Below are 24,535 nucleotides of genomic sequence, written 5' to 3' on the forward strand. Positions count from 1 at the left end.
ACTCAACACTCAACACTCAACACTCAACACTCAACACTCAGCACTCAGCACTCAACACTCAACACTCTTTAGCGTATTCTGTGGCCAAGCAAATATTGTGTTAGTTAGCTAGCTCTCGCGTAAGGCGCTTTGGGCAAGCGCGACCATGCGCTTGCGATTAAATAAAATTTGTCGGCGTTGGCCACCCAGTTGGCGCCATAATACCGCGCTGCGGATACCGGCGAGCAATAAGGCGCGAATTTGATGCTGCACCAGTGATTGCTGTAGGAAGCTTGGCTCGCCGGCTACCTGAATACGCGGTCCTATGGGGCTGATAATGTCACTGTAAATGCTGGCAAAATTAGCAAGTACTTGCTCATCGAGTAACTCAAAATGGTGGCGCTGGCGCTTAACTTGATTAATGCGCTCGCCTAGCATGGCCATTAAATCTTTACGTTTCGCCAGCTTTCGCTCCAATGCTAAGGTGCCTACTAAATAGCGAGTAAGCTCGGCGTTTTTGCGGCTATCGTTATTACCCAGCTGATCCACAATCGTTTGGTAGCCTAACGTTAACTGGCCTTGGCCACCATAAATGTCGGCGGTGTTATCAGCATCGGTCACTAGAATACTGTTCAAGGTGGCGCTAAGGGGCGCCTTATCTTTAATGGTGCCTTGGCGAGCCACTTGTTGGACCAAACTCACCGCTTGGCAAATACCGGCAAAGGCTAAGGTTTTATTTTCCAGGCTATGGCTCACGCTAATTCCTCATTAAAACGGCTTTCAATTACACCGCCGCCCAAGCAACCCTCATCGGCATAAAATACGGCCGACTGGCCGGGGGTGACGGCTGCTTGAGGTTCATCGAAAATAACCCGAATAGTGTCATTATCTAGGGGCTCTACCACACAAGGAATGTCGGTTTGGCGATAGCGGGTTTTTACCGTGCAGCGCAGCGGCGCGGTTAAGGGAGTGCGATCTATCCAATGCAACTGGCGAGCAATTAACCCCTTAGAATACAAGCGCGGATGATCGCCTTGAGCCACCACTAACACATTACGCTCCAGCTCTTTATCTACCACATACCAAGGATCGTCACTGGCGTTTTTTAGCCCACCGATCCCCAGCCCTTTACGTTGGCCCAGCGTGTGATACATCAAGCCTTGATGCTCCCCAATTACTTCACCGTCTACGGTTTCAATTTTTCCAGGCTGAGCTGGCAAGTATTGGGCTAAAAAGTCGGTAAATTTACGCTCACCAATAAAACAAATTCCGGTAGAGTCTTTTTTCTTGGCCGTCACTAATTCCAGTTGCTCGGCAATGCGACGTACTTCGGGCTTTTCTAGCTCACCCACCGGAAACAAACTCTTGGCTACTTGGGCTGAGCTTAAGGTGTATAAAAAATAGCTTTGGTCTTTATTACTATCTAAGCCCCGCAACATTTTAGGCTGCTCATCAAAGGTACGGCGCACATAATGGCCGGTGGCAATAAAATCGGCACCTAAGTCTTCGGCAGCAAACTCAAGAAAAGCTTTAAATTTGATTTCTTTATTGCACAAGATATCGGGATTAGGAGTACGACCAGCTTTATATTCTGCTAAAAAATGCTCAAACACATTATCCCAATACTCGGTGGCAAAGTTGATGGTGTGCAGCTCAATGCCGAGTTTATCGCACACCGCTTGTGCATCGCGCAGATCTTCGGCGGCAGAGCAGTACTCGTCGGTATCGTCTTCTTCCCAGTTTTTCATAAACAGGCCTTCCACCTGATAGCCTTGGCTTTGCAGCAAATAGGCTGATACTGAAGAGTCCACACCGCCGGACATGCCGACAATCACTTTTAACTGACTGTTATCGCTCATTACTCGCCGCCACCTCATTGCAAAACGGCTGATATTTTAACAGACAAAGACCGCCAGCGGGAGGCCAAGCCGATAATTGATTCGCCTTGATTTGTATTGCGGTCGATTCGCGTAGCGCTTTAGGTATGTTTTCCCGTCATCCTGACGCACGTCAGGATCTTGGTTCTTGCGTCATCCTGATGAACATCAGGATCTATTGAAGTAGGGAGTGGTCTGCATGAGATACCGCGGCAAGCGCGGTATGACGAGAAATGGTTGTCATACTGACGCACGTCAGGATCTCGAATTGACCGTTATACGCCTTACGTTAAGCGCGGTACGAAAAGCTAAACTAGCGAGAATAAAGCTAAGATTTTTTTGCCACGGAATACACGGAAGAACACGAAAGAGGTTTTATTGTTAACAGAAAGACACTGTATTTTCTGTTGCGCAGTCATCCTGATGAACATCAGGATCTATTGAAGTAGGGAGTGATCTGTATGAGATACCGCGGCAAGCGCGGTATGACGAGAAATCGTTGTTATCCTGGCGCACGTCAGATCTCGAATTGACCTCGGTAGGAAAAAGCTGAACTCGTGTCTGCTTTAACTTATGGCGTATAGCGTATGGCGTTAATCGTATCGCCTTGTGTTAGCCATTATCCTGAGGTGAGTTGGGGTTTTCCTGTGGCTTATGGCTGTTAATCTTGCGTGCGGCAGCGCTCGGCGGGCACGCTTAAGGCTCGCAGTAAGTAGGCTTTAAAATCACAACTATAGGCTTGCTGCTCAAGCGCTTCTTGCATGCAGGCCAACCAAGCATCACGCTCGGCAATACCTATGGCTAAATGCGCATGGGCGCGCGGTATACTAATGGGGCCGTATTTTTCACGATATAAGGCAGGTCCGCCTAGCCAGCTAGTTAAAAAACGCGCTAATTTATCGCTACTCTCGCTTAAGTCTGTTGGATGCATAGCACGAATATGTGCGGCGTCGGCGCGGGTTTCCATGGCGTAGTAAAAGTCGTGGGCTAGTTGTTGTAAACCTTTAAAACCCCCGGCGGCCTGCAGTGAGCTATCACCTTGGCCAAAAGAAGAAGCTGTCATTATTTATGCTCTTAATGAATGCGCTGTGTTTATAAAATAATAAAGTTTAACCAGCTAACGGTGAGGTGTGCAAGGCTGTTAGAGTGGGTTGCTAGTGTCTAGTTGGTAATTTTAAAAGTCTATAAAAGGAGCAAGCATGCACGTAAGACTGGCCACTAAAGCTGATCTCAGCGCCATTGCCGCTTTAGAGCAGCGCGCCTTTGGTGAGCAGTGTTATCCGGATTTTTTATTTCGCCAATGCTTAGATCTATGGCCAAGTTTGTTATGGGTGGCGGTTAAAGAAGGCGTGGTGCTGGGCTATATTGTCGGCGGGAGCGGTGAGCAGGCTTGGGTGCTGTCGCTGGCAGTGGCTAACCATGCTCAAAGACAGGGCATAGGTAAAGCACTGCTTAACCAGCTACTTAGTGCCTTTGATAAGCTTAATTGTCCCCAAGTGCGCTTAACCGTACACCCCAATAATAGCGCGCAGCGCTTATACCAAGCGTGTGGCTTTGAATATGAAAATGAAGAAGCAGATTATTTCGGCGAGCAACAGCCGCGCCAAGTTTGGTTACGCCAAGCTAAATAAAGGCCACTTATTGCAAGCGCGCCGCCTGCTCTAGTGTTTTCCAATCGCTAAATAATTGCACCGGATCGCACAAAAGGTTCATGGCATGCAGTGCCGTGGCATACCCTAGCTGTAGGCCATAAATACGCACTCCTTGCTCATCTTTGGCACGCGTCACTTGTTTTTGTAGCGCCTCGCTGACTTGAAACTCACCATCGCTCACTAGCAAAATATCGGCTTGCTGCCAGGCTTGTTGTTGCAAGTTGGTTAAGGCTGCTTGTAAAGGCGCGTTAACATCGGTTCCGCCACTAAAAGAGCCGCGCAACATATCTAGCAGCTCGGGCAAAGCCAGCGTTTGATTATCTAGCGTTAATAGCTCATCACTGCCACCAAATAAATAAACGATGCAGCCCCGTTGTTCTTTTTTAGCTACTCTAAGCGCTTCTAGCACTAAGGCTTTAGAGACTTGCTCGGCCAGTCCATGCATAGAAGCTGAGGTATCTAAACACAAGATTATAGGGCCTTGTTGCAATCCTTGACCCTCGCCTTCACCTTTACCCGAGCGCGGTGCCGTCCAGTCATTACCCGAGTCGATAGGCATGACGCCGGCGACCGCATAGCTTAACAATCCTTGTTCGGCGCGCCGCGCATGCCACAGCATTTTTAAGGTGTCATGGCCCATAAATGCAGCTTCAAGAGGCAGCATGCGTGCTAAATTATCAGAGCGAGTAATGCCTTGAGTTTCCATAGGCAGCCCCGGGATCTTTCGCTCTCGAGGCCCACTGTCGGTGGGGCTCATTTTTTGTAATAAATGGCTAACGCTGGCACTTTGCTCAGGGTCGGGTCTTTGTTGACCTAATTGTTGAAGCAAGGTTTGTAGCGGTTGGATTTGTGCTATCCACTGACTTAAGCGTAATAAGTCAAACCAAGCGCGATCGCGAAGCTCACCACGATTTTGATCATTACCCACCGCCGGCGCTATGCCGAGCTCTTCAGCCACCTGATCCATAGACTGCCATAAGCTCACTCTGTGTTGCCATTGCTCGGCAAGCTTATGCAGTGCGCGCCAAGTATGGCGAGCCCGGGCTTTTTGTTCGCCAAGTTTGGCATCCATGCCATGCAATACCAAGCCGTTGGCTGTAGCGGGCCACTCTAGCTCTACTTGTTCAAGCGTTAGTAAAATATCTTGCACCACAGCGCGCGCCACTTCAGGAGTGTCTTGGCTATAATCCAGCGCCCCAGACTTTGCTAGCAGTACCCGGATCCGCCGCTCTGTACTGTTATTAAGCCAGTCTCCTGGCGGGGAAAGCTGCCCTTTATCTAAGCCCGCTAGCCAGTTGCTAATAGTAATAGCGCGCGGCAATAAACTGCCTAGCGGATGGGTGACCACTAGCGCAAACAAATTTTCCGGTAAGCTCGCCAGTGGCGTTAAGCCAAGTGGCAAAGAAGCAGCCATGCCTTAGCCCTCAACAGGCAAGTTGGCAAAAGCGTGATGCAAGTCTTGCAAGCGGGCTTTTTGTTGGCTGAGCTGCTGTTGTTGGCGCTCAAGCTGACGCTGGGCTTGCTCAGCCAAGTTTGGCTCTAGCCATAAATGGTTAGCCAAGCGCTCGGTTAAGCCCCTGAGCTGTTGCTCAAGCCACGCTAAATATTGGCCTAGCTCACTAATGCGCTCATCCAGTTGGCGCAGCCGAGAGGCAATATGAGCTGCCGGCCAAGCCTTGGGTTGTAGCGCACTTTGGCGCTGGTATTGCTCCATAATGGGCTGGTAGGTATCAAAATTACTGCCCAAATTTTTAATTTCATCTTCAGTAAAACTAGCATTAGGTACGCGCGGCTGATGGTAGAGTAACTCACCCAGTTCGTTGCGCTTTTGGCGCTGACCTTTTGCTTCTACTACGGTTTGGCCTTGTTCATCTAAATACAGCTGATAGCCTTGCTCATCCAGTGCCGGCACTATGGGATCGGCGTCTTGTTCTAATCTTTGTTGCCAGCTATCAACTAGCTCGGTAACAATTTGTGCATTAAAGCCAGGATCTGAGGCAATATTTTCAGTCAGCCAGTGGCTAAGGACGGCATATTGCTCAGGGTGTTGCCATAAGCAATGCGGTAGCAGCCAAGCATCATAGAGCCCGGCTTCACTGTCGCCATTACAAAAGGCAGAGACTTTAAGCAGCTTAACCACTTTGCGCCAACGGCGATCAGACACGACTATTTCTTGTTCACTTAAAAAATGGCGCAAGCTATGCAGTAAACGGATTAAGGCCGGTGATAAGTCTAGTGTACTGGCGCCTTCACGAATGGCCGTTAGATCGTCGTGGCTTAAACGCTGGCAATCGGTGGGGGCTTGGTAGCTATGATTAAGCGTTAGCAGCTCGGTAAAGCTGTCATCATTAACCGGCGCCACTTCATAGCGCAATAAGAAACGGTCATATAAAGCGTTCAGCTCTACGCCTTCGGGTAGCTCGTTACTGGCGGCAATCACCGAAATTAGCGGCACCTTTAAGCGCTGGCTGCCATTATCAAATTGGCGCTCGTTTAAGATAGTGAGCAAGCTATTTAAAATGGCACTGTTGGCTTTAAAGATCTCATCGATAAAAGCAATGGCCGCTTCTGGCAAGTAGCCTTCGGTTTGGCGCAAATATCTATCTTGCTCTAAGGCCTTAATCGATAAGGGACCAAATAGCTCTTCTGGCACCGAGAAACGAGTCAGTAATCGTTCAAAGTAACGACCATCTTCGACTAAGGTGTGTAAGCGCCGTGCTAGCTCACTCTTAGCCGTGCCCGGTGGGCCTAGTAATAATAAATGCTCACCAGATAGCGCGCCTAACAAGGCTAATCTGGCCGGTGTATCCCGTTCTAGCAGCCCTTGCTGTAATTGGGTGATCAGTTCAGCAATACGGGATTTAACGACCATGTATCCAACCTGTAAGTTAATTGTATTAAAATATTAGCAATAGTGTACGCAAATTACCGGGTCTGACCAAGGCTAAAAGCAGGCTTACGTCAGCGATAAAAATTGGGATGCAATAAATAAGTAGATAACCACCCCAGAAGCGTCACATACCGAAGTAATTAAAGGCGCACTGGCACTGGCGGGGTCAAAGCCCATTTTATTTAAGATAAAAGGCAAACTCATCCCAATAACACAACCAATTAACACCACGCACATCATGCTCATGGCTAAGATTATCGCCACCGTTGTGTCACCGCGCCAATAGCCCACTAAAGAGATGGCCACCGCCATGGTGCCGCCTAAACACAAGGCGACTAATGCTTCACGGCCTAATAAACTAAACCAGTCGCGCATTACCACCTCGCCGGTGGCCAGGGCACGTACCATTAGCGTGGCCGATTGAGAGCCGGCGTTACCGCCACTGTCTACCAAAAGCGGTAAGAAGAACACCAACACAATGTTAGCGGCAATCACATCTTCAAAATGGGCAATGCCGGCGCCTGAAAAAAGGTTACCAAACACTAACAGCACCAACCAAAACACCCGCTTCTTATAGAGCACGCGAATGCTGACATCTTTCATATTACCAATCATGGTGCTAACGCCCCCGGACTTATGAAAGTCATCGGTGGCTTCTTCGCTCATCACATCCATGGCGTCATCGTGAGTCACAATGCCCACAATAGCGCCATTTTCATCGACAATTGGCAGCGCAATTAAGTCATAGCGAGCGATAGTTTTGGCTACGTCTTCTTGGTCGTCATTCACTTGGCTATGAATAGGGTTACTGATCATTAAACTGTGCATCAAGGTGCCAGGAGCGGCCAAAATTAGCGCGCGCAGTGACACCACACCCACGAGTTTGCGCTGTGCGTCAATCACATAAGCGTGATAAATCGTTTCGGCATCGGGCGCTTCACGGCGCAGTGCCGCTAGGGCTTCATGCACATTCATATTGCCATCTAAAGTGGCATAGTCTGAGGTCATTAAGGCACCGGCCGTGCCCTCGCTATAGGAGGCCAGCTTTCTAATATTTTCTCGCTCCGCTTGAGCGAGTGCTGGCAGCAGGGCATCTTTTTGCTCTTGGTCGAGTTGCTTATATAAGTCGGCGCGCTCATCTGAGGGCATTTCACCAATTAAGCGTGCTAGGTTGCCGCGAGGATATTCTCGCGCTAGTTCCATTTGCACATCTATGTCTAGATAAGAAAAAATCCCCGCACGATCAGGGATTTTATCTAACAGTCGCCACGCGAGAGCAGGGCTGATCTCCGCTAAAATATCGGCAATGTCGACGGGGCGCATGCCTTTCACTTGCTCAAGGGCACTATCAAAGTCTTGCTGCTCAATGGCGTTGCCTAATACCAACGCGAGTTCTTGATGATCCATATTGTTGCTCCGCGTGATAGCCCAAGAGGCAATAATTAATTAGTTAAAAAAGCTGCTAATTGCGTATTTTTTAGACATAAAACTGGCAGCTATAGAATAAACAAATGCTAAGTGATTGATTTTTTAATAGCAAGGCTGGGCAGTGATTAGTGATGAATGTTGTTAATAAAGCAAACCACTGGCCACGATAGCCGCTAAAAGATAAGCCCAAGAGCTAATTTTCTTATTATTAACAGCCACTCACCACTTAGCGCTGCTGTTTGAGGCTAGAAAGGGCAAAGCGCGCGCCTGCTAGATAATCTTTAATAGACGCTAAAATCATTGGGCTGCGTAATTGCTCGCCTAAAGCTTCAATCTCACTAAGAGTCAGCCAATGGCAGCGAATAATATCGCCATCGGGATCTTGGGGCAGGGTAGCTAAGGGCTCAGCGACCTCCACACAAAAGGTAAAGCGTACAAATTCGGTGCCATTATCAGGCGCCGTAAACTGATAAATCGCCACTCCTTGCTCAAGCTTAAGGTTTAGACCGGTTTCTTCTAATAATTCGCGCTCGGCGCCCGCGATAATACTCTCGCCGGCTTCAAGGTGGCCAGCGGGCTGATTAAAGCGAATACGCCCTTGTTGCCACTCTTCTACCATTAAAAAACGCTCTGCGGCACACACCACATTAGCAACCGTTACCGCAAAAGGATGATGACTCATGTGCTCTCCAAATATTTTTCTTAAGATGTTTTCCTTTAAGACTAAAGATAATTGGTAACGAAATCCGCAAAAGCCACTAAAAGATCCCTATAACGGTAAAAGTGCGACATGAAAGTCGCCCTCAGTACAGCCTTAACCAAATTCTTATTTTACATCGTCATCTCGGACTTGCTCGGACACCTTCAACTCTGTCATACCGCGCTTGCCGCGGTATCTCGCTCGTTGGTTTTAATGACTAAAACATAGATCCTGATTGTCATCAGGATGACGGCAGTGATTAAGATCCTGATGTGCGTCAGGATGACTACATAAGCCACATTCCTATTCCCTGCCGTCATACCAGATTTGCTCTGGTATCTTCAATTGCGTCATGCCGCGCTTGCCGCGGTAACTCGCTCGTTGGTTTTAATGACTAAAACATAGATCCTGCTTGTCATCAGGATGACGGCAGTGATTAAGATCCTGACGTGTGTCAGGATGACTACAAAAGCCTAAAGTAAAAAACCTCGCCGGAGCGAGGTTTTAAATAGCAATTTTATTAGATTACGCAGCGCTTAGGCTTCTAAGTCACCGCAAAAGCGATAGCCTTCGCCGTGGATGGTGGCGATGATCTCTGGCGTATCAGGCTGAGACTCAAAATGCTTACGGATGCGGCGAATAGTAACGTCTACCGTGCGATCATGAGGTTTAAGCTCGCGACCGGTCATTTTCTTTAATAACTCGGCACGGCTTTGAATTTGCCCTGGGTTCTCACAAAAGTGGATCATGGCGCGAAACTCACTGCGCGGCAGCTTAAACACTTCATTATTAGGACTGACTAGCGCGCGGCTATTAATATCGAGTGTCCAGCCATTAAAGCGATAAGCGTCCACTTGGCGATCTTCTTCTGGCGCTTCTGGCACTTGCATGGTGCGGCTAAGTAAGTTGCGCGCGCGTATGGTTAGCTCGCGAGGGTTAAAGGGCTTAGTGATATAATCATCGGCGCCAATCTCAAGACCTAAGATCTTATCGACTTCGTTATCACGGCCGGTTAAAAACATCAGTGCCAAGTTATGCTGCTCACGTAGCTCACGAGCTAGTAACAACCCATTCTTACCTGGCAAGTTAATGTCCATGATCACCAGATTAATGTTGTTATTAGACAGCGCTTGATACATTTCATCGCCGTCAGTGGCCTCTAATACAGAATAACCTTCCGCTTCAAAAATACCTTTTAAGGTATTACGAGTCACTAACTCGTCTTCAACAATCAGAATATGTGGTGTCTGCATGTGCCTACCTGTTTATTAGATGTAAATAGAGTGGGTTGCCACTGTAGCCGGAGTAGGAAATGTAGATAATTTGTAGCTCATCTACTCGCTTACGCCACATTTTACGACACTCAAGGTAACCCAGTTGTCCTCGCTGTCGGTTATAAACTGTATTTATTTGCATGCCATGCAGTACCTGCTCTCTCAGCTTGTTAATGTTCTTGGCTGAAAAGATAACTAGCAAGTAAGAGTCCTTTCTTAAAAGTTACGCTATTTTAACAGTTAACAGGCGCATAACAATAGTTTAGCTCGGCAAATGTTAAATACTTTTAAAGCTAAGCTTGATCGAGGTCAAGTTAAATAACTCACCATTAGCTGTGGGCATTTGGTGAGTCGCCCTGTTTTATATCAAAGCGGTCTCGGCTTGGGCTAACAGCCGCTATGATTGAGCTTTAGCGGGGTAAACATTAGAGTTAATACATGAAAATTCAGTTGCTTAGGCTTTATTTAGCCGCTTAATACTCAATTATTTTTATAACCATGCTTTAAGGAGCCATTATGTTGGACTTATTACCGGACTTATGTGATGAGCACGAAAGTAAAATTACAATTTTAGAACCCATTTTTAAAGATTTTGGTGCGGCAGCCACCTTTTGGGGAAAAGTAGTAACGGTGCGCTGCTTTGAAGATAACTCTAAAGTACGAGAAGTATTAGCCACGCCCGGTACGGGCAAAGTATTGGTAGTGGATGGCGGTGGCTCCCTAGCCAGAGCGCTAATGGGGGATCAAGTTGCCGCCATGGCCATGGAAAATGGCTGGGCAGGAGTGGTCATTAATGGCGCGATTCGCGATGCCGGTGCTATTAGCGACATGGCCTTAGGCGTTAAGGCCTTGGCTGCGAGCCCCATGAAAACAGAAAAGCACGATATAGGCGATATTGACGTTGCACTTACTTTTGCGGGCGCCACCATCAACAGCGGTGATTACCTTTATGCTGATATCAACGGCATTATTGTGTCTCGCGAAGCGCTCACTCACTATTCGTTTTAGTCGCTAGTTTGTCATCCTGACGAAAGTCAGGATCTCGGTCTTTGGTGTCATCCTGATGAAAATCAGGATCTTAATTGCTGCCGTCATCCTGATGCACAGCAGGATTTATGTTTTAGTCTTTAAAACCAACGAGCGAGATACCGCGGCAAGCGCGGTATGACGAGATAGCTGATACCGCGGTAAGCGCGGCATGACGAGATAGCTGATACCGCGGCAAGCGCGGTATGACGAGATAGCTGATACCGCGGTAAGCGCGGTATGACGAGATAGCTGATACCGCGGTAAGTGCGGCATGACGAGATAGCTGATATCGCGGCGAGTGCGGCACGGCGGATCACATTTGTCATCCTGACGAAAGTCAGGATCTCGGTCTTTGGTGTCATCCTGATGAAAATCAGGATCTTAATTGCTGCCGTCATCCTGATGCACAGCAGGATTTATGTTTTAGTCTTTAAAACCAACGAACGAGATACCGCAGCAAGTGCGGCATGACGAGATGACTGATATCGCGGCGAGTGCGGCACGGCGGATCACATTTGTCATCCTGACGAAAGTCAGGATCTCGGTCTTTGGTGTCATCCTGATGAAAATCAGGATCTTAATTGCTGCCGTCATCCTGATGCACATCAGGATTTATGTTTTAGTCTTTAAAACCAAAGAGCGAGATACCGCGGCAAGCGCGGTATGACGAGATAGCTGATACCGCAGCAAGTGCGGCATGAGGAGATGACTGATATCGCGGCGAGTGCGGCACGGCGGATCACATTTGTCATCCTGACGAAAGTCAGGATCTCGGTCTTTGGTGTCATCCTGATGAAAATCAGGATCTTAATTGCTGCCGTCATCCTGATGCACATCAGGATTTATGTTTTAGTCTTTAAAACCAAAGAGCGAGATACCGCGGTATGACGAGATAGCTGATACCGCAGCAAGTGCGGCATGACGAGATGATTGATATCGCGGCGAGTGCGGCACGGCGGATCACATTTGTCATCCTGACGAAAGTCAGGATCTTAATCACTGCTGTCATCCGGATAAAAATCAGAGTCTATGTTTTAGTCATTAAAACCAACGAGCGAGATACCGCGGCAAGCGCGGTATGACGAGATAGCTGATACCGCGGCAAGCGTGGTATGACGAGATGGCAAAGATTAAAATTACCACTTATTGACCTTGGTCGACTTCCTGCGCTCTTGTCCTGGGCCGCTATCTCTGTGCAGACTTTTATGGCAAAATACGCCCCGTTTTGTTGGGGCAATGCTAAGGGTAGGCATGCAGCTGTATTTTGTACTTAAATCGCCAGCGCGGGCAGAAAATGTTGGCGCTGCGGCTAGAGCCATGAAAACCATGGGCTTTAGTCACATGCGCCTCGTTAATAGCTGTGTACACCAACAAGAAAAAGCCCATTGGGTCGCTCATGGGGCCCAAGAGATTTTAGATAACGCCGAGAGTTTTAGTGAGCTCAGTAGTGCGCTAGCAGATATGGACTTAGTCATTGCGACCACGGCCCGAGAACGCGGCCGTTATCGTTATTACCTGACGCCGCAACAAGCCATAGCGCAGGTGAAGAATAAGCAATTACAAAAAGTTGCGATTTTATTTGGCTGTGAAGAGTCCGGCTTGAGCAATGAAGACTTACTTCATGCCGATATTATTAGTTATTTACCGCTCGCCGCTAGCTACCCATCTTTAAATTTAGGCCAAGCGATTATGCTGTATGCCTATGAATTTAGTCAGGGTGTGAGTGTGACTCAACCGCGTGAGGCTGAGTCTAATTTAAACCCTGTTCAGTTAAGAGTGCTGCAAGAAAAAACAACTCAGTTATTTAATAGTATCGGCGTTACACAGCAAGAGACACTGGCGCAGTGGGTAGAAGATCGGCTGCCTTTACTGGCTCAGCGCGACTTAAATCTTTTACATTTATTGATTAAAGACTTAGCTGGCGCGCTGGCTAAGACTAAGAGCAGTTGACAAGCATGCGTCGTCGGGTTATTGCTATGCCATCATTTTGTAAACGTTGTTTGCTATGCACACTCATGCCACGCGTATTATCACCATTATTATTACCGGTACCACCACAGGTGGCACTGGGGCGGGCTGATGCGCTAACAACTTTTTTCAAATTTTAAAGCCCGTGTCCTCATCTGATACGGGCTTTTTTATTGCGATTTTTTGATTTTAAACCCTGGTGGTTTTCACATTTTGTTTAGCACTGTTTGTATAGCGCTTTTCGTCTAGCATAGGGAGTTATGAATGCGAGTCTTGAAATTTGGCGGCACCTCTTTGGCCAATAGCGAGCGATTTAATAATGTCGCCGATATCGTGGTCAATAATCAGCAGCAATCTCAGGTGGCGCTGGTGCTGTCCGCTCCCGCCAAAGTAACCAATCACTTGGTGGCCGTGGTTGAGCAAACTATTCGTGGTTTGGACTCAGCACCCGTATTACAAGAAATTGAGCAGATTTTTCACGCCATTATCGATGGCCTTAAGACACAATTTCCTACCTTTGACGATGCCGGCGTTAAGTCACGCGTTGAGCGCGAGCTCAGCCAGCTGGCGCGCTTGCTGCAAGGCGTGGGCCTGTTGCAGCAATGCCCAGATAACACCCAAGCCCATATTTTAAGCCGTGGCGAAGCGCTATCCATTGCTACCATGGCCGAGTTATTAAAAGCACGCGGTGAGCAAGTAGCAGTAATCAGCCCGCAAAGCATGTTGCTGGGCGAGGGCAGCTATTTAGAAGCCACTATTAATATTGAAGCTTCAAAGGCTCGCTTTAGCGAACAAGGCTTGCGCGGTGATTGCATTTATTTAATGCCAGGCTTTACCGCCGGTAATGCTAAAGGCGAAACCGTGACCTTGGGTCGTAATGGCTCAGATTATTCAGCCGCCGTATTGGCCGCCTGTGTGGGCGCTGAGTGCTGTGAAATTTGGACCGATGTAGATGGCGTCTATAACTGCGACCCTCGCCTAGTGCCCGATGCTAAGTTGCTAAAGCAATTATCTTATAAAGAAGCCATGGAGCTGTCTTATTTTGGTGCCAAGGTCTTGCACCCTAAAACCATTGCTCCTATCGCTCAGTTCTTAATTCCTTGCTTAATTAAAAACACCGCTAACCCACAAGGGGAGGGCTCGTTAATTGGTCCTGAGTGCAGTGATGATGAGCAACAGGTAAAAGGCATTTCCGATTTAGTCGGCATGACCATGATCAACATCTCAGGTCCGGGCATGAAAGGCATGGTGGGCATGGCAGGGCGTTTGTTCTCCTGTGTATCGCGCGCCGGTGTGAGCATAGTGCTCATTACTCAAAGCTCGTCGGAATACAGCGTCAGCTTTTGTATTCATAGCTTTGATCAAGCGAAAGCCCAAGCCGCCATTAATAATGAATTCGCTCTCGAGTTTAAAAATAAACTGCTCGAGCCAATGGAGCTCATTGACGATCTTGCCATTATCTCGTTAGTGGGCGATCGCATGCGCACCGTTAAAGGGGTGTCGGCCCGTTTCTTTACTGCATTGGCCGAAGCGTCCATTAATATTGTGGCCATTGCGCAGGGTTCAAGCGAGCGCTCAATTTCTGCGGTGATCCATAAAGCGAAAACCACTGAGGCCATAAAAGCCTGCCATCAAAACTTCTTTTCTAGCCGTCGTTTTATTGATGTGTTCTTAGTGGGTTGCGGCGGGGTAGGTGCCGAGTTATTAGAGCAAATTCGTCGCCAGCAACCGGTATTAGAAAAACAAGACATTGGTATTCGAGTAGTAGGCATTGCCAACTCACGCCAAATGACGCTAAACCGCGATGGCATTGATCTGGCCAATTGGCAAGAGCAGCTCAGCCAAGCTACCGATACTTTTAATCTTGCCCGCCTAAGCCGCATGGTCGATGACAGCCATTTAATTAATCCGGTATTAGTGGACTGTACCTCTAGCGATGACGTAGCTGAGCAATATGCCGACTTCTTAGCGGCGGGTTTCCACGTGGTCACGCCTAATAAGAAAGCCAACACTGCCAGCCTCGATTATTATCGCCAACTGCGCCGCGCCGCCCAGCGTACCCATCGTAAGTTTTTATATGAAACTACAGTGGGTGCCGGCTTACCGGTGATTGAAAACTTACAAAATCTGTTGCGTGCCGGTGATGAGCTCAAAGCCTTTGGCGGTATTTTATCCGGCTCTATGTCCTATATTTTCGGTAAATTGGATGAGGGCATGAGCTTTGCTGATGCTACGCGCATTGCAAGGGAAAATGGCTTTACTGAGCCGGATCCTCGCGATGACTTAAGCGGCATGGATGTGGCACGTAAGCTATTAATTTTAGCCCGTGAAGCTGGCATGCAATTAGACTTAGCCGACATTGAAGTAGAAGCCAGTCTGCCACCTGAATTTGATGACAGCGGCGACATTGACACCTTTATGGCGCATCTGCCAGAAGCGAACGCCTATTTTGAGCAGCGAGTGTCAGAAGCGGCAGCCGAGGGCAAAGTACTGCGCTATGTAGGTGAAATTGAAAATGGCCACTGTAAGGTTGCCATTAAGGCGGTAGACGGTGATGATCCGCTGTTTAAAGTAAAAGACGGGGAAAACGCCTTGGCTTTTTATACCCAATATTACCAGCCCATTCCCTTAGTATTGCGTGGCTATGGTGCCGGTGCCGATGTTACGGCAGCGGGCGTCTTTGCCGACTTATTACGCACCCATAACTGGAAGCAGGAGATTTAAATGAGTGTAGTAGCCTTTGCCCCTGCCTCTACCGCCAACGTTAGTGTGGGTTTTGATGTATTAGGGGCCGCCATGGCCCCCGTGGATGGCACCATGTTGGGCGATCGAGTATGGGTAGGAGACACAGACGGTGAGTTTAGTCTCACTACTGTGGGCGCCTATGCCCATAAGCTCCCAGAAGATTTTAGCCAAAATATTGTTTATGACTGCTATTTAGCCTTTGAAAAAGCTATTTTTGATAAGGGCGTGACCAGCAAGCCGCTGCAAATGACGCTAGAAAAAAGCATGCCGGTAGGCTCTGGGCTTGGCTCCAGTGCTACCAGCATAGTGGCGGCGTTTGTGGCCCTTAATGCCTTTTATAATGAACCCTTAAGCCAGCATGAGTTAATGCTGTTAATGGGTGAGCTAGAGGGCCAAATATCGGGCTCTTTGCATTACGATAACGTCGCTCCTTGTCATTTTGGTGGCTTGCAGTTGGTTATTGATGAGGCGGGCATTGTTAGCCAAACGCTCCCCAGCTTTGATGACTGGTACTTTGTGCTGTGTTATCCCGGCATTAATGTCTCTACCTCGGCGGCGCGCAGTATTTTGCCGGCGCAATATCGCCGCCAAGACTGCCTAACTTATGGTCGTCGCTTAGGGGGCTTTGTGCATGCTTGCCATACTCATCAAGAGCCGCTGGCAGCTGCCATGCTAAAAGATGTGATTGCCGAGCCTTATCGTGCCCAGCTCATTCCAGGATTTGATGCGGTGCGCGACCAAGCTGCCGCGCTGGGTGCATTGGCCACCGGTATTTCTGGCAGTGGGCCCACCGTATTTAGCGTGCTGAAAGATGTAGAGCAAGCCGAGAAGCTAAAAAGCTGGCTTGGTGAGCATTTTATTCAAAATGAAGATGGCTTTTGCCATATTTGCAAAATCGATACCCAAGGTGCTCGAGTAACAGGAACACAACTATGAAGCTGTATAACATCAAGGACAACTCAGAAACCATTAACTTTGCTGGCGCCGTTAAGCAAGGCTTAGGTCGTGATCAGGGGTTGTTTTTCCCTCAAGACTTAAGCCCCATGGAAAACATAGATGCGCTGCTAGAGTTGCCGCTAGTTCCGCGCTCGGTGGCAGTATTAAAGCATTTAATTGGTGATGAAATTCCTGAAGTCACCTTGAGCGCCATGGTCGAGCGCGCTTTTACCTTTCCTGCTCCCTTAGTCAAAGTTGACGAGCACACTTATGCGCTTGAGCTATTCCACGGCCCTACCTTAGCCTTTAAAGACTTTGGTGGCCGTTTTATGGCTCAGTGTTTGGCCACTCTTAGCACAGACGGCAAGAAGATTACTATATTAACGGCCACTTCCGGTGATACCGGTGCCGCCGTGGCACACGCTTTTTACGGCTTGCCTAATATCGATGTGGTTATTTTGTATCCCGAGGGCAAAATTAGCCCGCTGCAAGAAAAGTTATTTACCACCCTCGGCGATAATATTCGCACGCTGGCAGTAAAAGGCGACTTTGATGACTGCCAAGCGCTGGTTAAGCAAGCCTTTGATGATGAAGAGCTAAAAGCGGCAGTCGGCCTTAACTCGGCTAACTCCATTAATATCAGCCGCTTAGTGGCACAAGTTTGTTACTACTTTGAAGCCATTGCCCAGTTGCCAGCAAATCAGCGCCATAACGCCGTGATTGCAGTGCCTTCCGGTAACTTTGGTAACTTAACCGCCGGTTTAATCGCTAAAGCCATTGGTTTACCCGTAAAGCGCTTTATGGCTGCCACCAATGCCAACGATACGGTGCCGCGCTATTTAGCCAGTGGTAACTGGAGCCCTAACGCCACGGTAGCCACCTTATCTAATGCCATGGATGTAAGCCGCCCTAACAACTGGCCGCGAGTGGAAGAGCTATGCCGCGTGAAAGGCTGGAATTTAGCCGATATCGCCGCCGATGCGCTAGATGACGAGCAAACCAAAGATGCGCTACAGCGCTTGTTTGCCCAGGGTTATTTATGTGAGCCACACGGTGCCATTGGTTGGGACTTACTCAATAAAGAGCGCAGCCAAGATGAAGTGGGAATTTTCTTATGTACTGCGCACCCGGCTAAGTTCAAAGAAAATGTGGATGATATTTTAGGCCAAGACTTACCTTTGCCAGGTCCGCTAGCTAAGCACCTTGCTATGGAGCCACTCAACGGCACCATCCCCGCCGACTTCGCCGCTCTAAAAGCTGAGATGATGAGTAAGTAATAGCTTAATTCACCCCGCTAAACCCCAACGCCGAGCCACAAGCTCGGCGTTTTTTTAAAATAAGGCGAGTCGTTTAACACTGTACGTCATACGCCGTACGTTAAAGCAAACGCGAGTTTAGCTTTTTCGTACTTGCTCTTGTCTTTATGCCGTCATACCGGTACTGAATCAAGTTCAGCATGACGGCTTCGGTATCTCGTAATTTCGTCATACCGGACTTGCTCCGATATCTCCTGCAGACAACTCCGAGCCTTAAAAGATCCTGATGTGCATCAGGATGACCGCTAAAACCACCTCGTCGTCATACCGGTACTGAATCAAGTTCAGCATGACGGCTTCGGTATCTCGTAATTTCGTCATACCGGACTTGCTCCGGTATTTCCTGCAGACAACTCCGAGCCTTAAAAGATCCTGATGTGCATCAGGATGACGGCTAAAACCACCTCGTCGTCATACCGGTACTGAATCAAGTTCAGCATGACGGCTTCGGTATCTCGTAATTTCGTCATACCGGACTTGCTCCGGTATCTCCTGCAGACAACTCCGAGCCTTAAAAGATCCTGATGTGCATCAGGATGACGGATGAACATAAGATCCTGATGTTCATCAGGAAGACGGCTACAACAAGGCGATACGTTTAACGCTGTACGGCGTACGCTATACGTTAAAACAGACTCGGATTTAGCTTTTTCGCACCGCGGTTGGCGTAAGGTATATAGCTGTCTTTTCGAGATCCTAACGTGCAACCGGATAGCGGCTGAAGTGCGCCATACTGGTTTCGCTCAGGTATCATAACGTCATAGTGCACCAGATAAAGGAAATATATTGATGGCTAACAAGCCTTTTTCTCAAGCCTGTGAAAACAACAAACGGCCGCTTCTTGCAATGCTGGCGCGGGTGTTTGATCGGCCAGCTACCGTGTTGGAAATAGGCAGTGGCACTGGCCAGCACGGGGTGTTTTTTGCCGAGAGCCTGCCCCATCTGCAGTGGCAGCCGAGCGACCGGATCGAGAATATCCCCGGCATGTCGCTCTGGTTTAACGAAGCGGCTCTGCCCAATTTGCTGTCGCCGCTGGTGCTGGATGTAAGCCTGCCACACTGGCCAGCGGGGCAGTATCAGGGCGTATTTACCGCCAATACCCTGCATATTATGGCCTGGCCTGAGGTTAAGGCCATGTTTGCTGGGTTGAAAAGGGTGCTGGCACCAGGAGCAATAGTCTGTATCTATGGTCCTTTCAATTATGAAGGTCGCTTTACCAGCCCAAGCAATCAGGCCTTTGACGCTATGCTGCGCAGCCAAGCTTCCCATATGGGAATTCGGGATATTGCCGATGTGACCATGTTTGCCGAGCGGCACGGCTTAACTCTTCAGGCGGATCATGCCATGCCCGCCAACAACCGGCTGCTGGTGTTTAATTATCAGCAATAGGGCGCTGGTAGCCCAATAATTGATGGGCTTTCCTTGCCGTTATGCCGATACTGAATCAAGTTCAGAAAGACGGCTACAACAAGGCGATACGTTTAACGCTGTACGCTATACGTTAAAACAGACTCGGGTTTAGCATTTTCGTACCGCGGTTAGCGTAAGGCGTATAGCTATCTATTCCTGATCCAGACGTGCGTCAGGACGACGGCTTAAAACCAAGCTGGAATCTTGGCAATCCTCGCTTCCTAACCCCTAGTCCCTAATCTAATCCCTAATCCCAATTTCTCACTTCTCATGCTTAAATGGCAGCTGTTGTTGGCATTGTGCCTGATAATGTTGCATCTGCTGTTCTTCCCGTTGGCAGTAATCGGTAATGGCGTCATTAAAGCCCCGCTCAAATAGCTTAAAGTAGCCATAACAAAGGCGAGGCTCAAAGCCGCGTTGCAGCTTGTGCTCACCCTGAGCTCCGGCGTCGAAGCGGGTTAGGCCATGCTCGATACAGTATTCAATGCCCTGATAATAGCAGGCCTCAAAATGCAGAAATTCCAGTTCCTGCTCGCAGCCCCAGTAACGACCATAGAGGGTGTTATGTGAGCGAAAACACAGCGCGCCAGCCACCATGGTCTGATCTTTCCAAGCTGCAAACAACACGCAGTGATCTCGGCAGTGTTCGCCCCATAGCAACAGTGTTTTCTGGGTAAGGTAACCATTGTGGCCCGCCCGTTTTTGGTAGGTCCGCCGATAAAATCGGTAGAACTGTTGCCAGACTTTGGGAGTCAGCGCATCGCCGCTGAGGGTGGTAAAACGGACGCCGCTGTTGTGCACTCGAGCCCGCTCTTTTAGTAGGTTCTTGCGTTTGCGGGAGCTAAACCGAGCAAGAAAATCGTCCATATGGCTATAGCTTCTGTTTAACCAATGAAACTGCACATTGACCCGTCGTTGCCAATTCTGGCGTTGTAACGCCACTTCTAGACTGGGCTCGCAAAATAAACATTGGTAGCCGCTGGCGCCGATACGCTCGCTTAGAGTAAGCAGGCCTTGTTCAAACCAAGGCATCACCTGTACCGGTTGATAACCGGGTGACAGCCCTAGTCTGGGACCGGCAGCGGGCGTAAAGGGGATAGCACAGACCAGTTTGGGGTAGTAGTCCAACTGGTGGTGCTGGTAGGCCTCGGCAAAGGCCCAGTCGAACAGGTATTCTCCATAGGAGTGAGTCTTGATATAGCAGGGCATAGCGGCAATCAGCCGACCCTCCTGATAAAGGCAGGCATGCTGCACTAGCCAGCCGGTGTTTTTTCCTACGCTAGCGCCTTGCTCTAGCGCCTGCAAAAAACCGTGGCGAGTAAAGGGGTAGCCGTCGGTAAACAGCGCATCCCAGTGTTTGGCATCAATTTGAGAAATAGCGGGAATAAAAATCAATTCGGGGGAAGGCATAGCAACCTGCTTTATCAGTAAGAGGGAGACCTAAAAGTTTTGCCACAGCTCTTTACTGCGAGCAGCACCAAAGAACAGGGAGAATTGAGCTTACCTAAGATCGAAAAATACTGAAGTCTTATTAGGATGACGGGTGAACATAAGACCCTGATGTTCATCAGGATGACGGCTAAAACCACATCGTCGTCATCCCGAGCTTGACTCGGCATCTCATAATTTCGTCATACCGGACTTGCTCCGGTATCTCGCTCTCGTCACTAAAACCAGATCCTGATGTTCATCAGGATGACGGGTGAACATAAGATCCTAATGTTCATCAGGATGACGGCTAAAACCACATCGTCGTCATCCCGAGCTTGACTCGGTATCTCATAATTTCGTCATACCGGACTTGCTCCGGTATCTCGCTCTCGTCACTAAAACCAGATCCTGATGTTCATCAGGATAACGGGTGAACATAAGACCCTGACTTTCGTCAGGATGACGGCTAAAATCACATCGTCGTCATCCCGAGCTTGACTCGGCATCTCATAATTTCGTCATACCGGACTTGCTCCGGTATCTCGCTCTCGTCACTAAAACCAGATCCTGATATTCATCAGAATGACGGGTGAACATAAGATCCTAATGTTCATCAGGAAGACGGCGTAACAGAAAGCACAGTGACCTTTCTGTTACCAATAAAATTTCTTCCGTATTCTTCCGTGTATTCCGTGGCGAAAAATATTTAGGCGTTATCTCTTTATACTGGTCGAAGGTTTTTGTTAACTTGTAGCGATAATCTAAAAAAGGGGGGAAGAAGCATGCAAGCATTAGACGAGCTGTTAGCGTTGCTGGCGCTAGAGCAACTAGATGAAGGCTTGTATCGTGGGCAAAGTAGCGACTTAGGCTTTGGCGCCGTATTTGGTGGTCAGGTGATGGGCCAAGCTTTGGCAGCCGCTAACTATACCTTGCCGGCTGATCGCCAAGCGCATTCCTTTCATTCTTATTTTTTACGCCCAGGTGATGTAAATAAAGCCATTATTTATGATGTAGAAACTATTCGCGATGGCAAAACCACCTCCACTCGGCGCATCAAAGCGCTGCAACAGGGCAAGCCGATTTTTTATATGATGGCATCTTTTCAAGCGCCGATTGTCGGCTTTGAGCATCAAACGGCGATGCCAGAAGTTGCAGGACCTGAGGGATTAATAGAGGAAAGTGAGCATATAAAAGCGCTGGCCAGTCATTTACCGCCTAAGCTTCGAGAAAAATGGCTAAGCCCTAAGCCTATCTTAATGCGCCAAGTCAATTACGTTAACCCCATAGCACCAGAAAAAGCCGAGCCACTGCGCTACATCTGGCTAAAAGCCAATGGTGAGTTACCCAATGACCCCAGCGTTCATAAATATTTATTAGCCTATGCTGCCGATTTTAACTTCTTGCCTACCTCACTGATGCCTCATGGCCGCTCTTATTGGGAGCGAGAGTTACAAGTGGCTACCATTGATCACTCCATGTGGTTTCATCAAGATTTTCGTTTTGATGACTGGCTGTTATATGTCATGGAAAGCCCAAGAACCAGCAGTGGCCGAGGATTAGTACAAGGTCGCTGTTACACGCGCGATGGTGTGCTGGTCGCTAGCACCATGCAAGAGGGCATTATCCGACCACGAGCTGGCAGTGTTGAGTTGTAATTGTTGAATGCTGAGTTAAAAATAAGTTTAAAAACTAAATCGTCTTTGCCACGAAATACACGGAACACCACGGACCAAGGACAAAATGCACATAACTTGTAAGGTCTAATACAAAAAGGGTCTATTTACTCTAATTTCCGTGCAACTCCCTATATTCCGTGGCTAAAAACCTTAGCTTAATTATTGCTAGTTTAGTATTTTCGTACCGCGGTTAGCGTAAGGCGTATAACGGTCAATTCGAGATCCTGACCTGCGTCAGGATGACGGCGCAACAGAAAACACAGTGACTTTTCTGTTGCCAATAAAACCTCTTCCGTGTATTCCGTGGCAAAATTCTATATCTCTGATTTCTAAGGATTTCAATGATCAAAACTTGGCAACAACTTATCGAACAAGAACAGCAAAAGCCTTATCTGCGCCAGACTCTCGATTTTGTCGAGCAAGAGCGCCAAGCGGGTAAAGTCATTTATCCGCCGGCTGCAGAGGTGTTCAGTGCCTTTACCCTCACTCCCCTAAATAAAGTAAAAGTAGTCATCCTTGGCCAAGACCCGTATCACGGCCCCAATCAAGCTCATGGCTTAAGTTTTTCGGTAAAGCCTGGCGTTTTAATACCGCCATCACTCAGAAATATGTATAAAGAGCTCAGTACAGATATTGCGGGTTTTATCGCGCCTAAGCACGGCTACTTAAAAGAATGGGCTGAGCAGGGCGTGTTAATGCTTAACACGGTGCTTACAGTAGAACAAGGCAAGGCACATTGTCACGCTAAGCTTGGCTGGGAAACCTTTACTGATAAAGTAATGCACACTCTTAATGAACAAGGCTCGGGAATAATTTTTTTATTGTGGGGTGCTCATGCCAAGAAAAAAGGCGCGCTATTAGATAGCCAGCGCCATCATATTTTAACAGCTGCTCATCCCAGCCCATTATCGGCGTATCGCGGCTTTTTTGGCTGCCAACACTTTTCTAAGACTAACCAGTTGCTAAGCCAACAAAATCAGGCGCCCATCCGTTGGCAGCTTAGCCTGCATCCTTAACGCTCTTAAACGTAAGCTAATGTAAAGCAAGGCTTGTCAATAGTGTTTCATTTGAAACCTTGCATAGCACGACAATGCGGGTCGCGCACTGGCTGCGGGTCGCTTTTAAAGCCACCTCTATTCCCGTAGACTAACGCCAACCTAATGTGGCATATCCTTAATTTTGATATTTTTATAATATGACACATTGCTTAAATACTAATTTAAAAGAATGCTGAAACAATGCCTTACCTACTGCTAATAGCATAAATGGTAATGCCGATTATTAGCTAAGGCATTAATCAATGTCTTAAGCAGCTATTGTCTTGTTTGAGCATCAGCTTAAGGTATTGGGTAACGGCCTTTAGCTAAAAATACTCGTTAGAGTAATGATATAAAATATTTTATTGCCAGTTAGTATTTTAAAAAAATTGGCAAGTAACTTATTACTAATATAAATACCAATATTTACTAAGGAATAGCTGGTAAAATAATTATGAATAAAGATAAAAACGTAGGCATTATATTTGCAGGCGGCGTAGGCACTCGCATGAATTCCAAAGATAAGCCTAAGCAGTTTTTAGAGCTACACGGTAAGCCAATCATTATTTATACTTTAGAGCTATTTGAGAAGCATCCAGACATAGATGGCATTGTGATTGCCATCGTCGGTGAGTGGATGAACTATATGAAAGAGCTGATCGCCAAATATCAGCTGACTAAAGTGGTAGACGTAGTGCCAGGCGGCGATACGGGCCAGCTTTCTATCTTTAATGCCTTAGAAAGCGTAGAAAAGCATTTTCCAGAAAACACCACTGTACTTATCCATGATGGCGTGCGCCCATTAATTAACGAACACATTATTTCTGAAAATATTAAAGAAGTGAATCTTAGCGGTAATGCCATTACTACCTCTCCCACTATTGAAACCTTTGTGGTGGTTAATGATGACATGGTAGTAGAAGAAGTGCCCGCCAGAAAACATTCTCGCTTAGCTAAAGCGCCGCAGAGTTTTAAACTAAAAGATATTATTGCCACTCACCGTAAGGCAATGGCGGAGGGTGTAACTAACTCTATTGACTCTTGCACCTTAATGACGGATTACGGTTTTAACGTAACCTTAGTAGAAGGTCCGGTAGAAAATATAAAAATAACCACACCTACCGATTACTTTATGTTTCGCGCCATTGTAGAGTCTCGAGAAAACAGCCAAATATTTGGAGGCTAAG

At 47.8% G+C, this 24,535-nt stretch carries 21 protein-coding genes; 12 read left to right on the forward strand and 9 right to left on the reverse strand.

Features of this window, described 5'->3' with window-relative positions; translation table 11 throughout:
• Positions 1-108 precede the first annotated feature (108 nt).
• The 3 genes from hflD to CBP12_RS00335 all read right to left on the reverse strand — a co-directional run bounded on the left by hflD (position 109) and on the right by CBP12_RS00335 (position 2,919).
• Positions 109-735, reverse strand: a complete 627-nt coding sequence (gene hflD, locus CBP12_RS00325) for a high frequency lysogenization protein HflD (RefSeq protein ID WP_086961868.1) — start codon at positions 733-735, stop codon at positions 109-111.
• Positions 732-1,838, reverse strand: a complete 1,107-nt coding sequence (gene mnmA, locus CBP12_RS00330; protein WP_086961870.1) for a tRNA 2-thiouridine(34) synthase MnmA — start codon at positions 1,836-1,838, stop codon at positions 732-734. Before mnmA ends, hflD begins: the two co-directional genes overlap by 4 nt.
• A gap of 679 nt (positions 1,839-2,517) precedes the next feature.
• Positions 2,518-2,919: a group II truncated hemoglobin gene (locus CBP12_RS00335; RefSeq protein ID WP_086961872.1), complete on the reverse strand. Its 402-nt coding sequence runs from the start codon at positions 2,917-2,919 to the stop codon at positions 2,518-2,520.
• 136 nt (positions 2,920-3,055) lie between these two features.
• Between CBP12_RS00335 and CBP12_RS00340 the strand changes: the two genes are divergently transcribed.
• Entirely contained in the window at positions 3,056-3,487 is a 432-nt protein-coding gene (locus tag CBP12_RS00340; protein ID WP_086961874.1) for a GNAT family N-acetyltransferase, read from the forward strand.
• 7 nt (positions 3,488-3,494) lie between these two features.
• Here CBP12_RS00340 and CBP12_RS00345 read toward each other — a convergent pair whose 3' ends face one another.
• The 5 genes from CBP12_RS00345 to arcA all read right to left on the reverse strand — a co-directional run bounded on the left by CBP12_RS00345 (position 3,495) and on the right by arcA (position 9,779).
• Positions 3,495-4,922: a vWA domain-containing protein gene (locus CBP12_RS00345; RefSeq protein ID WP_086961876.1), complete on the reverse strand. Its 1,428-nt coding sequence runs from the start codon at positions 4,920-4,922 to the stop codon at positions 3,495-3,497.
• A gap of 3 nt (positions 4,923-4,925) precedes the next feature.
• Positions 4,926-6,380 carry an AAA family ATPase gene (locus tag CBP12_RS00350; protein WP_086961878.1) on the reverse strand — a complete coding sequence of 485 codons (1,455 nt, stop codon included), beginning with the start codon at positions 6,378-6,380 and terminating at the stop codon, positions 4,926-4,928.
• Between the two features lie 84 nt (positions 6,381-6,464).
• Complete coding sequence (gene mgtE, locus CBP12_RS00355) at positions 6,465-7,805, reverse strand: magnesium transporter (RefSeq protein WP_086961880.1); 1,341 nt, start codon at positions 7,803-7,805, stop codon at positions 6,465-6,467.
• Positions 7,806-8,052: 247 nt separating this feature from the next.
• A complete protein-coding gene (locus CBP12_RS00360) occupies positions 8,053-8,508 on the reverse strand; it encodes an NUDIX hydrolase (protein WP_086961882.1) in 456 nt (151 codons plus the stop codon).
• A gap of 554 nt (positions 8,509-9,062) precedes the next feature.
• Positions 9,063-9,779, reverse strand: a complete 717-nt coding sequence (gene arcA / locus CBP12_RS00365) for a two-component system response regulator ArcA (RefSeq protein ID WP_086961885.1) — start codon at positions 9,777-9,779, stop codon at positions 9,063-9,065.
• 537 nt (positions 9,780-10,316) lie between these two features.
• Here arcA and CBP12_RS00370 point away from each other — a divergent pair.
• The 8 genes from CBP12_RS00370 to CBP12_RS00415 all read left to right on the forward strand — a co-directional run bounded on the left by CBP12_RS00370 (position 10,317) and on the right by CBP12_RS00415 (position 19,183).
• Positions 10,317-10,808 carry a putative 4-hydroxy-4-methyl-2-oxoglutarate aldolase gene (locus tag CBP12_RS00370; RefSeq protein WP_086961887.1) on the forward strand — a complete coding sequence of 164 codons (492 nt, stop codon included), beginning with the start codon at positions 10,317-10,319 and terminating at the stop codon, positions 10,806-10,808.
• A gap of 496 nt (positions 10,809-11,304) precedes the next feature.
• A complete protein-coding gene (locus tag CBP12_RS00380; RefSeq protein WP_086961890.1) occupies positions 11,305-11,496 on the forward strand; it encodes a hypothetical protein in 192 nt (63 codons plus the stop codon).
• A 38-nt stretch (positions 11,497-11,534) separates the two neighbouring features.
• Positions 11,535-11,717, forward strand: a complete 183-nt coding sequence (locus tag CBP12_RS00385; protein WP_086961892.1) for a hypothetical protein — start codon at positions 11,535-11,537, stop codon at positions 11,715-11,717.
• A gap of 363 nt (positions 11,718-12,080) precedes the next feature.
• Complete coding sequence (locus CBP12_RS00390; protein ID WP_086961894.1) at positions 12,081-12,779, forward strand: tRNA/rRNA methyltransferase; 699 nt, start codon at positions 12,081-12,083, stop codon at positions 12,777-12,779.
• Positions 12,780-13,061: 282 nt separating this feature from the next.
• Positions 13,062-15,521 carry a bifunctional aspartate kinase/homoserine dehydrogenase I gene (thrA, locus tag CBP12_RS00395; RefSeq protein ID WP_086961896.1) on the forward strand — a complete coding sequence of 820 codons (2,460 nt, stop codon included), beginning with the start codon at positions 13,062-13,064 and terminating at the stop codon, positions 15,519-15,521.
• The gene (thrB, locus tag CBP12_RS00400; RefSeq protein WP_086961898.1) at positions 15,522-16,478 is read left to right on the forward strand and encodes a homoserine kinase; all 957 of its coding nucleotides are present in this window, start codon (positions 15,522-15,524) and stop codon (positions 16,476-16,478) included.
• Entirely contained in the window at positions 16,475-17,755 is a 1,281-nt protein-coding gene (gene thrC / locus CBP12_RS00405) for a threonine synthase (protein ID WP_086961900.1), read from the forward strand. The genes thrB and thrC overlap by 4 nt, the downstream gene beginning before the upstream one ends.
• A gap of 828 nt (positions 17,756-18,583) precedes the next feature.
• The gene (locus CBP12_RS00415; protein WP_086961904.1) at positions 18,584-19,183 is read left to right on the forward strand and encodes a DUF938 domain-containing protein; all 600 of its coding nucleotides are present in this window, start codon (positions 18,584-18,586) and stop codon (positions 19,181-19,183) included.
• Positions 19,184-19,465: 282 nt separating this feature from the next.
• Here CBP12_RS00415 and CBP12_RS00420 read toward each other — a convergent pair whose 3' ends face one another.
• Positions 19,466-20,614, reverse strand: a complete 1,149-nt coding sequence (locus CBP12_RS00420; protein ID WP_086961907.1) for a GNAT family N-acetyltransferase — start codon at positions 20,612-20,614, stop codon at positions 19,466-19,468.
• An 803-nt stretch (positions 20,615-21,417) separates the two neighbouring features.
• Between CBP12_RS00420 and tesB the strand changes: the two genes are divergently transcribed.
• The 3 genes from tesB to CBP12_RS00435 all read left to right on the forward strand — a co-directional run bounded on the left by tesB (position 21,418) and on the right by CBP12_RS00435 (position 24,534).
• Positions 21,418-22,290 carry an acyl-CoA thioesterase II gene (gene tesB, locus CBP12_RS00425; protein ID WP_086961909.1) on the forward strand — a complete coding sequence of 291 codons (873 nt, stop codon included), beginning with the start codon at positions 21,418-21,420 and terminating at the stop codon, positions 22,288-22,290.
• 365 nt (positions 22,291-22,655) lie between these two features.
• Entirely contained in the window at positions 22,656-23,327 is a 672-nt protein-coding gene (gene ung, locus CBP12_RS00430; RefSeq protein WP_198341873.1) for a uracil-DNA glycosylase, read from the forward strand.
• Positions 23,328-23,802: 475 nt separating this feature from the next.
• Entirely contained in the window at positions 23,803-24,534 is a 732-nt protein-coding gene (locus CBP12_RS00435; protein ID WP_086961913.1) for an IspD/TarI family cytidylyltransferase, read from the forward strand.
• The last annotated feature ends 1 nt before the right edge of the window (position 24,535 follow it).

The organism is Oceanisphaera avium, assembly GCF_002157875.1.
In the GTDB taxonomy this organism is placed as follows: Bacteria; Pseudomonadota; Gammaproteobacteria; order Enterobacterales; family Aeromonadaceae; genus Oceanimonas; species Oceanimonas avium.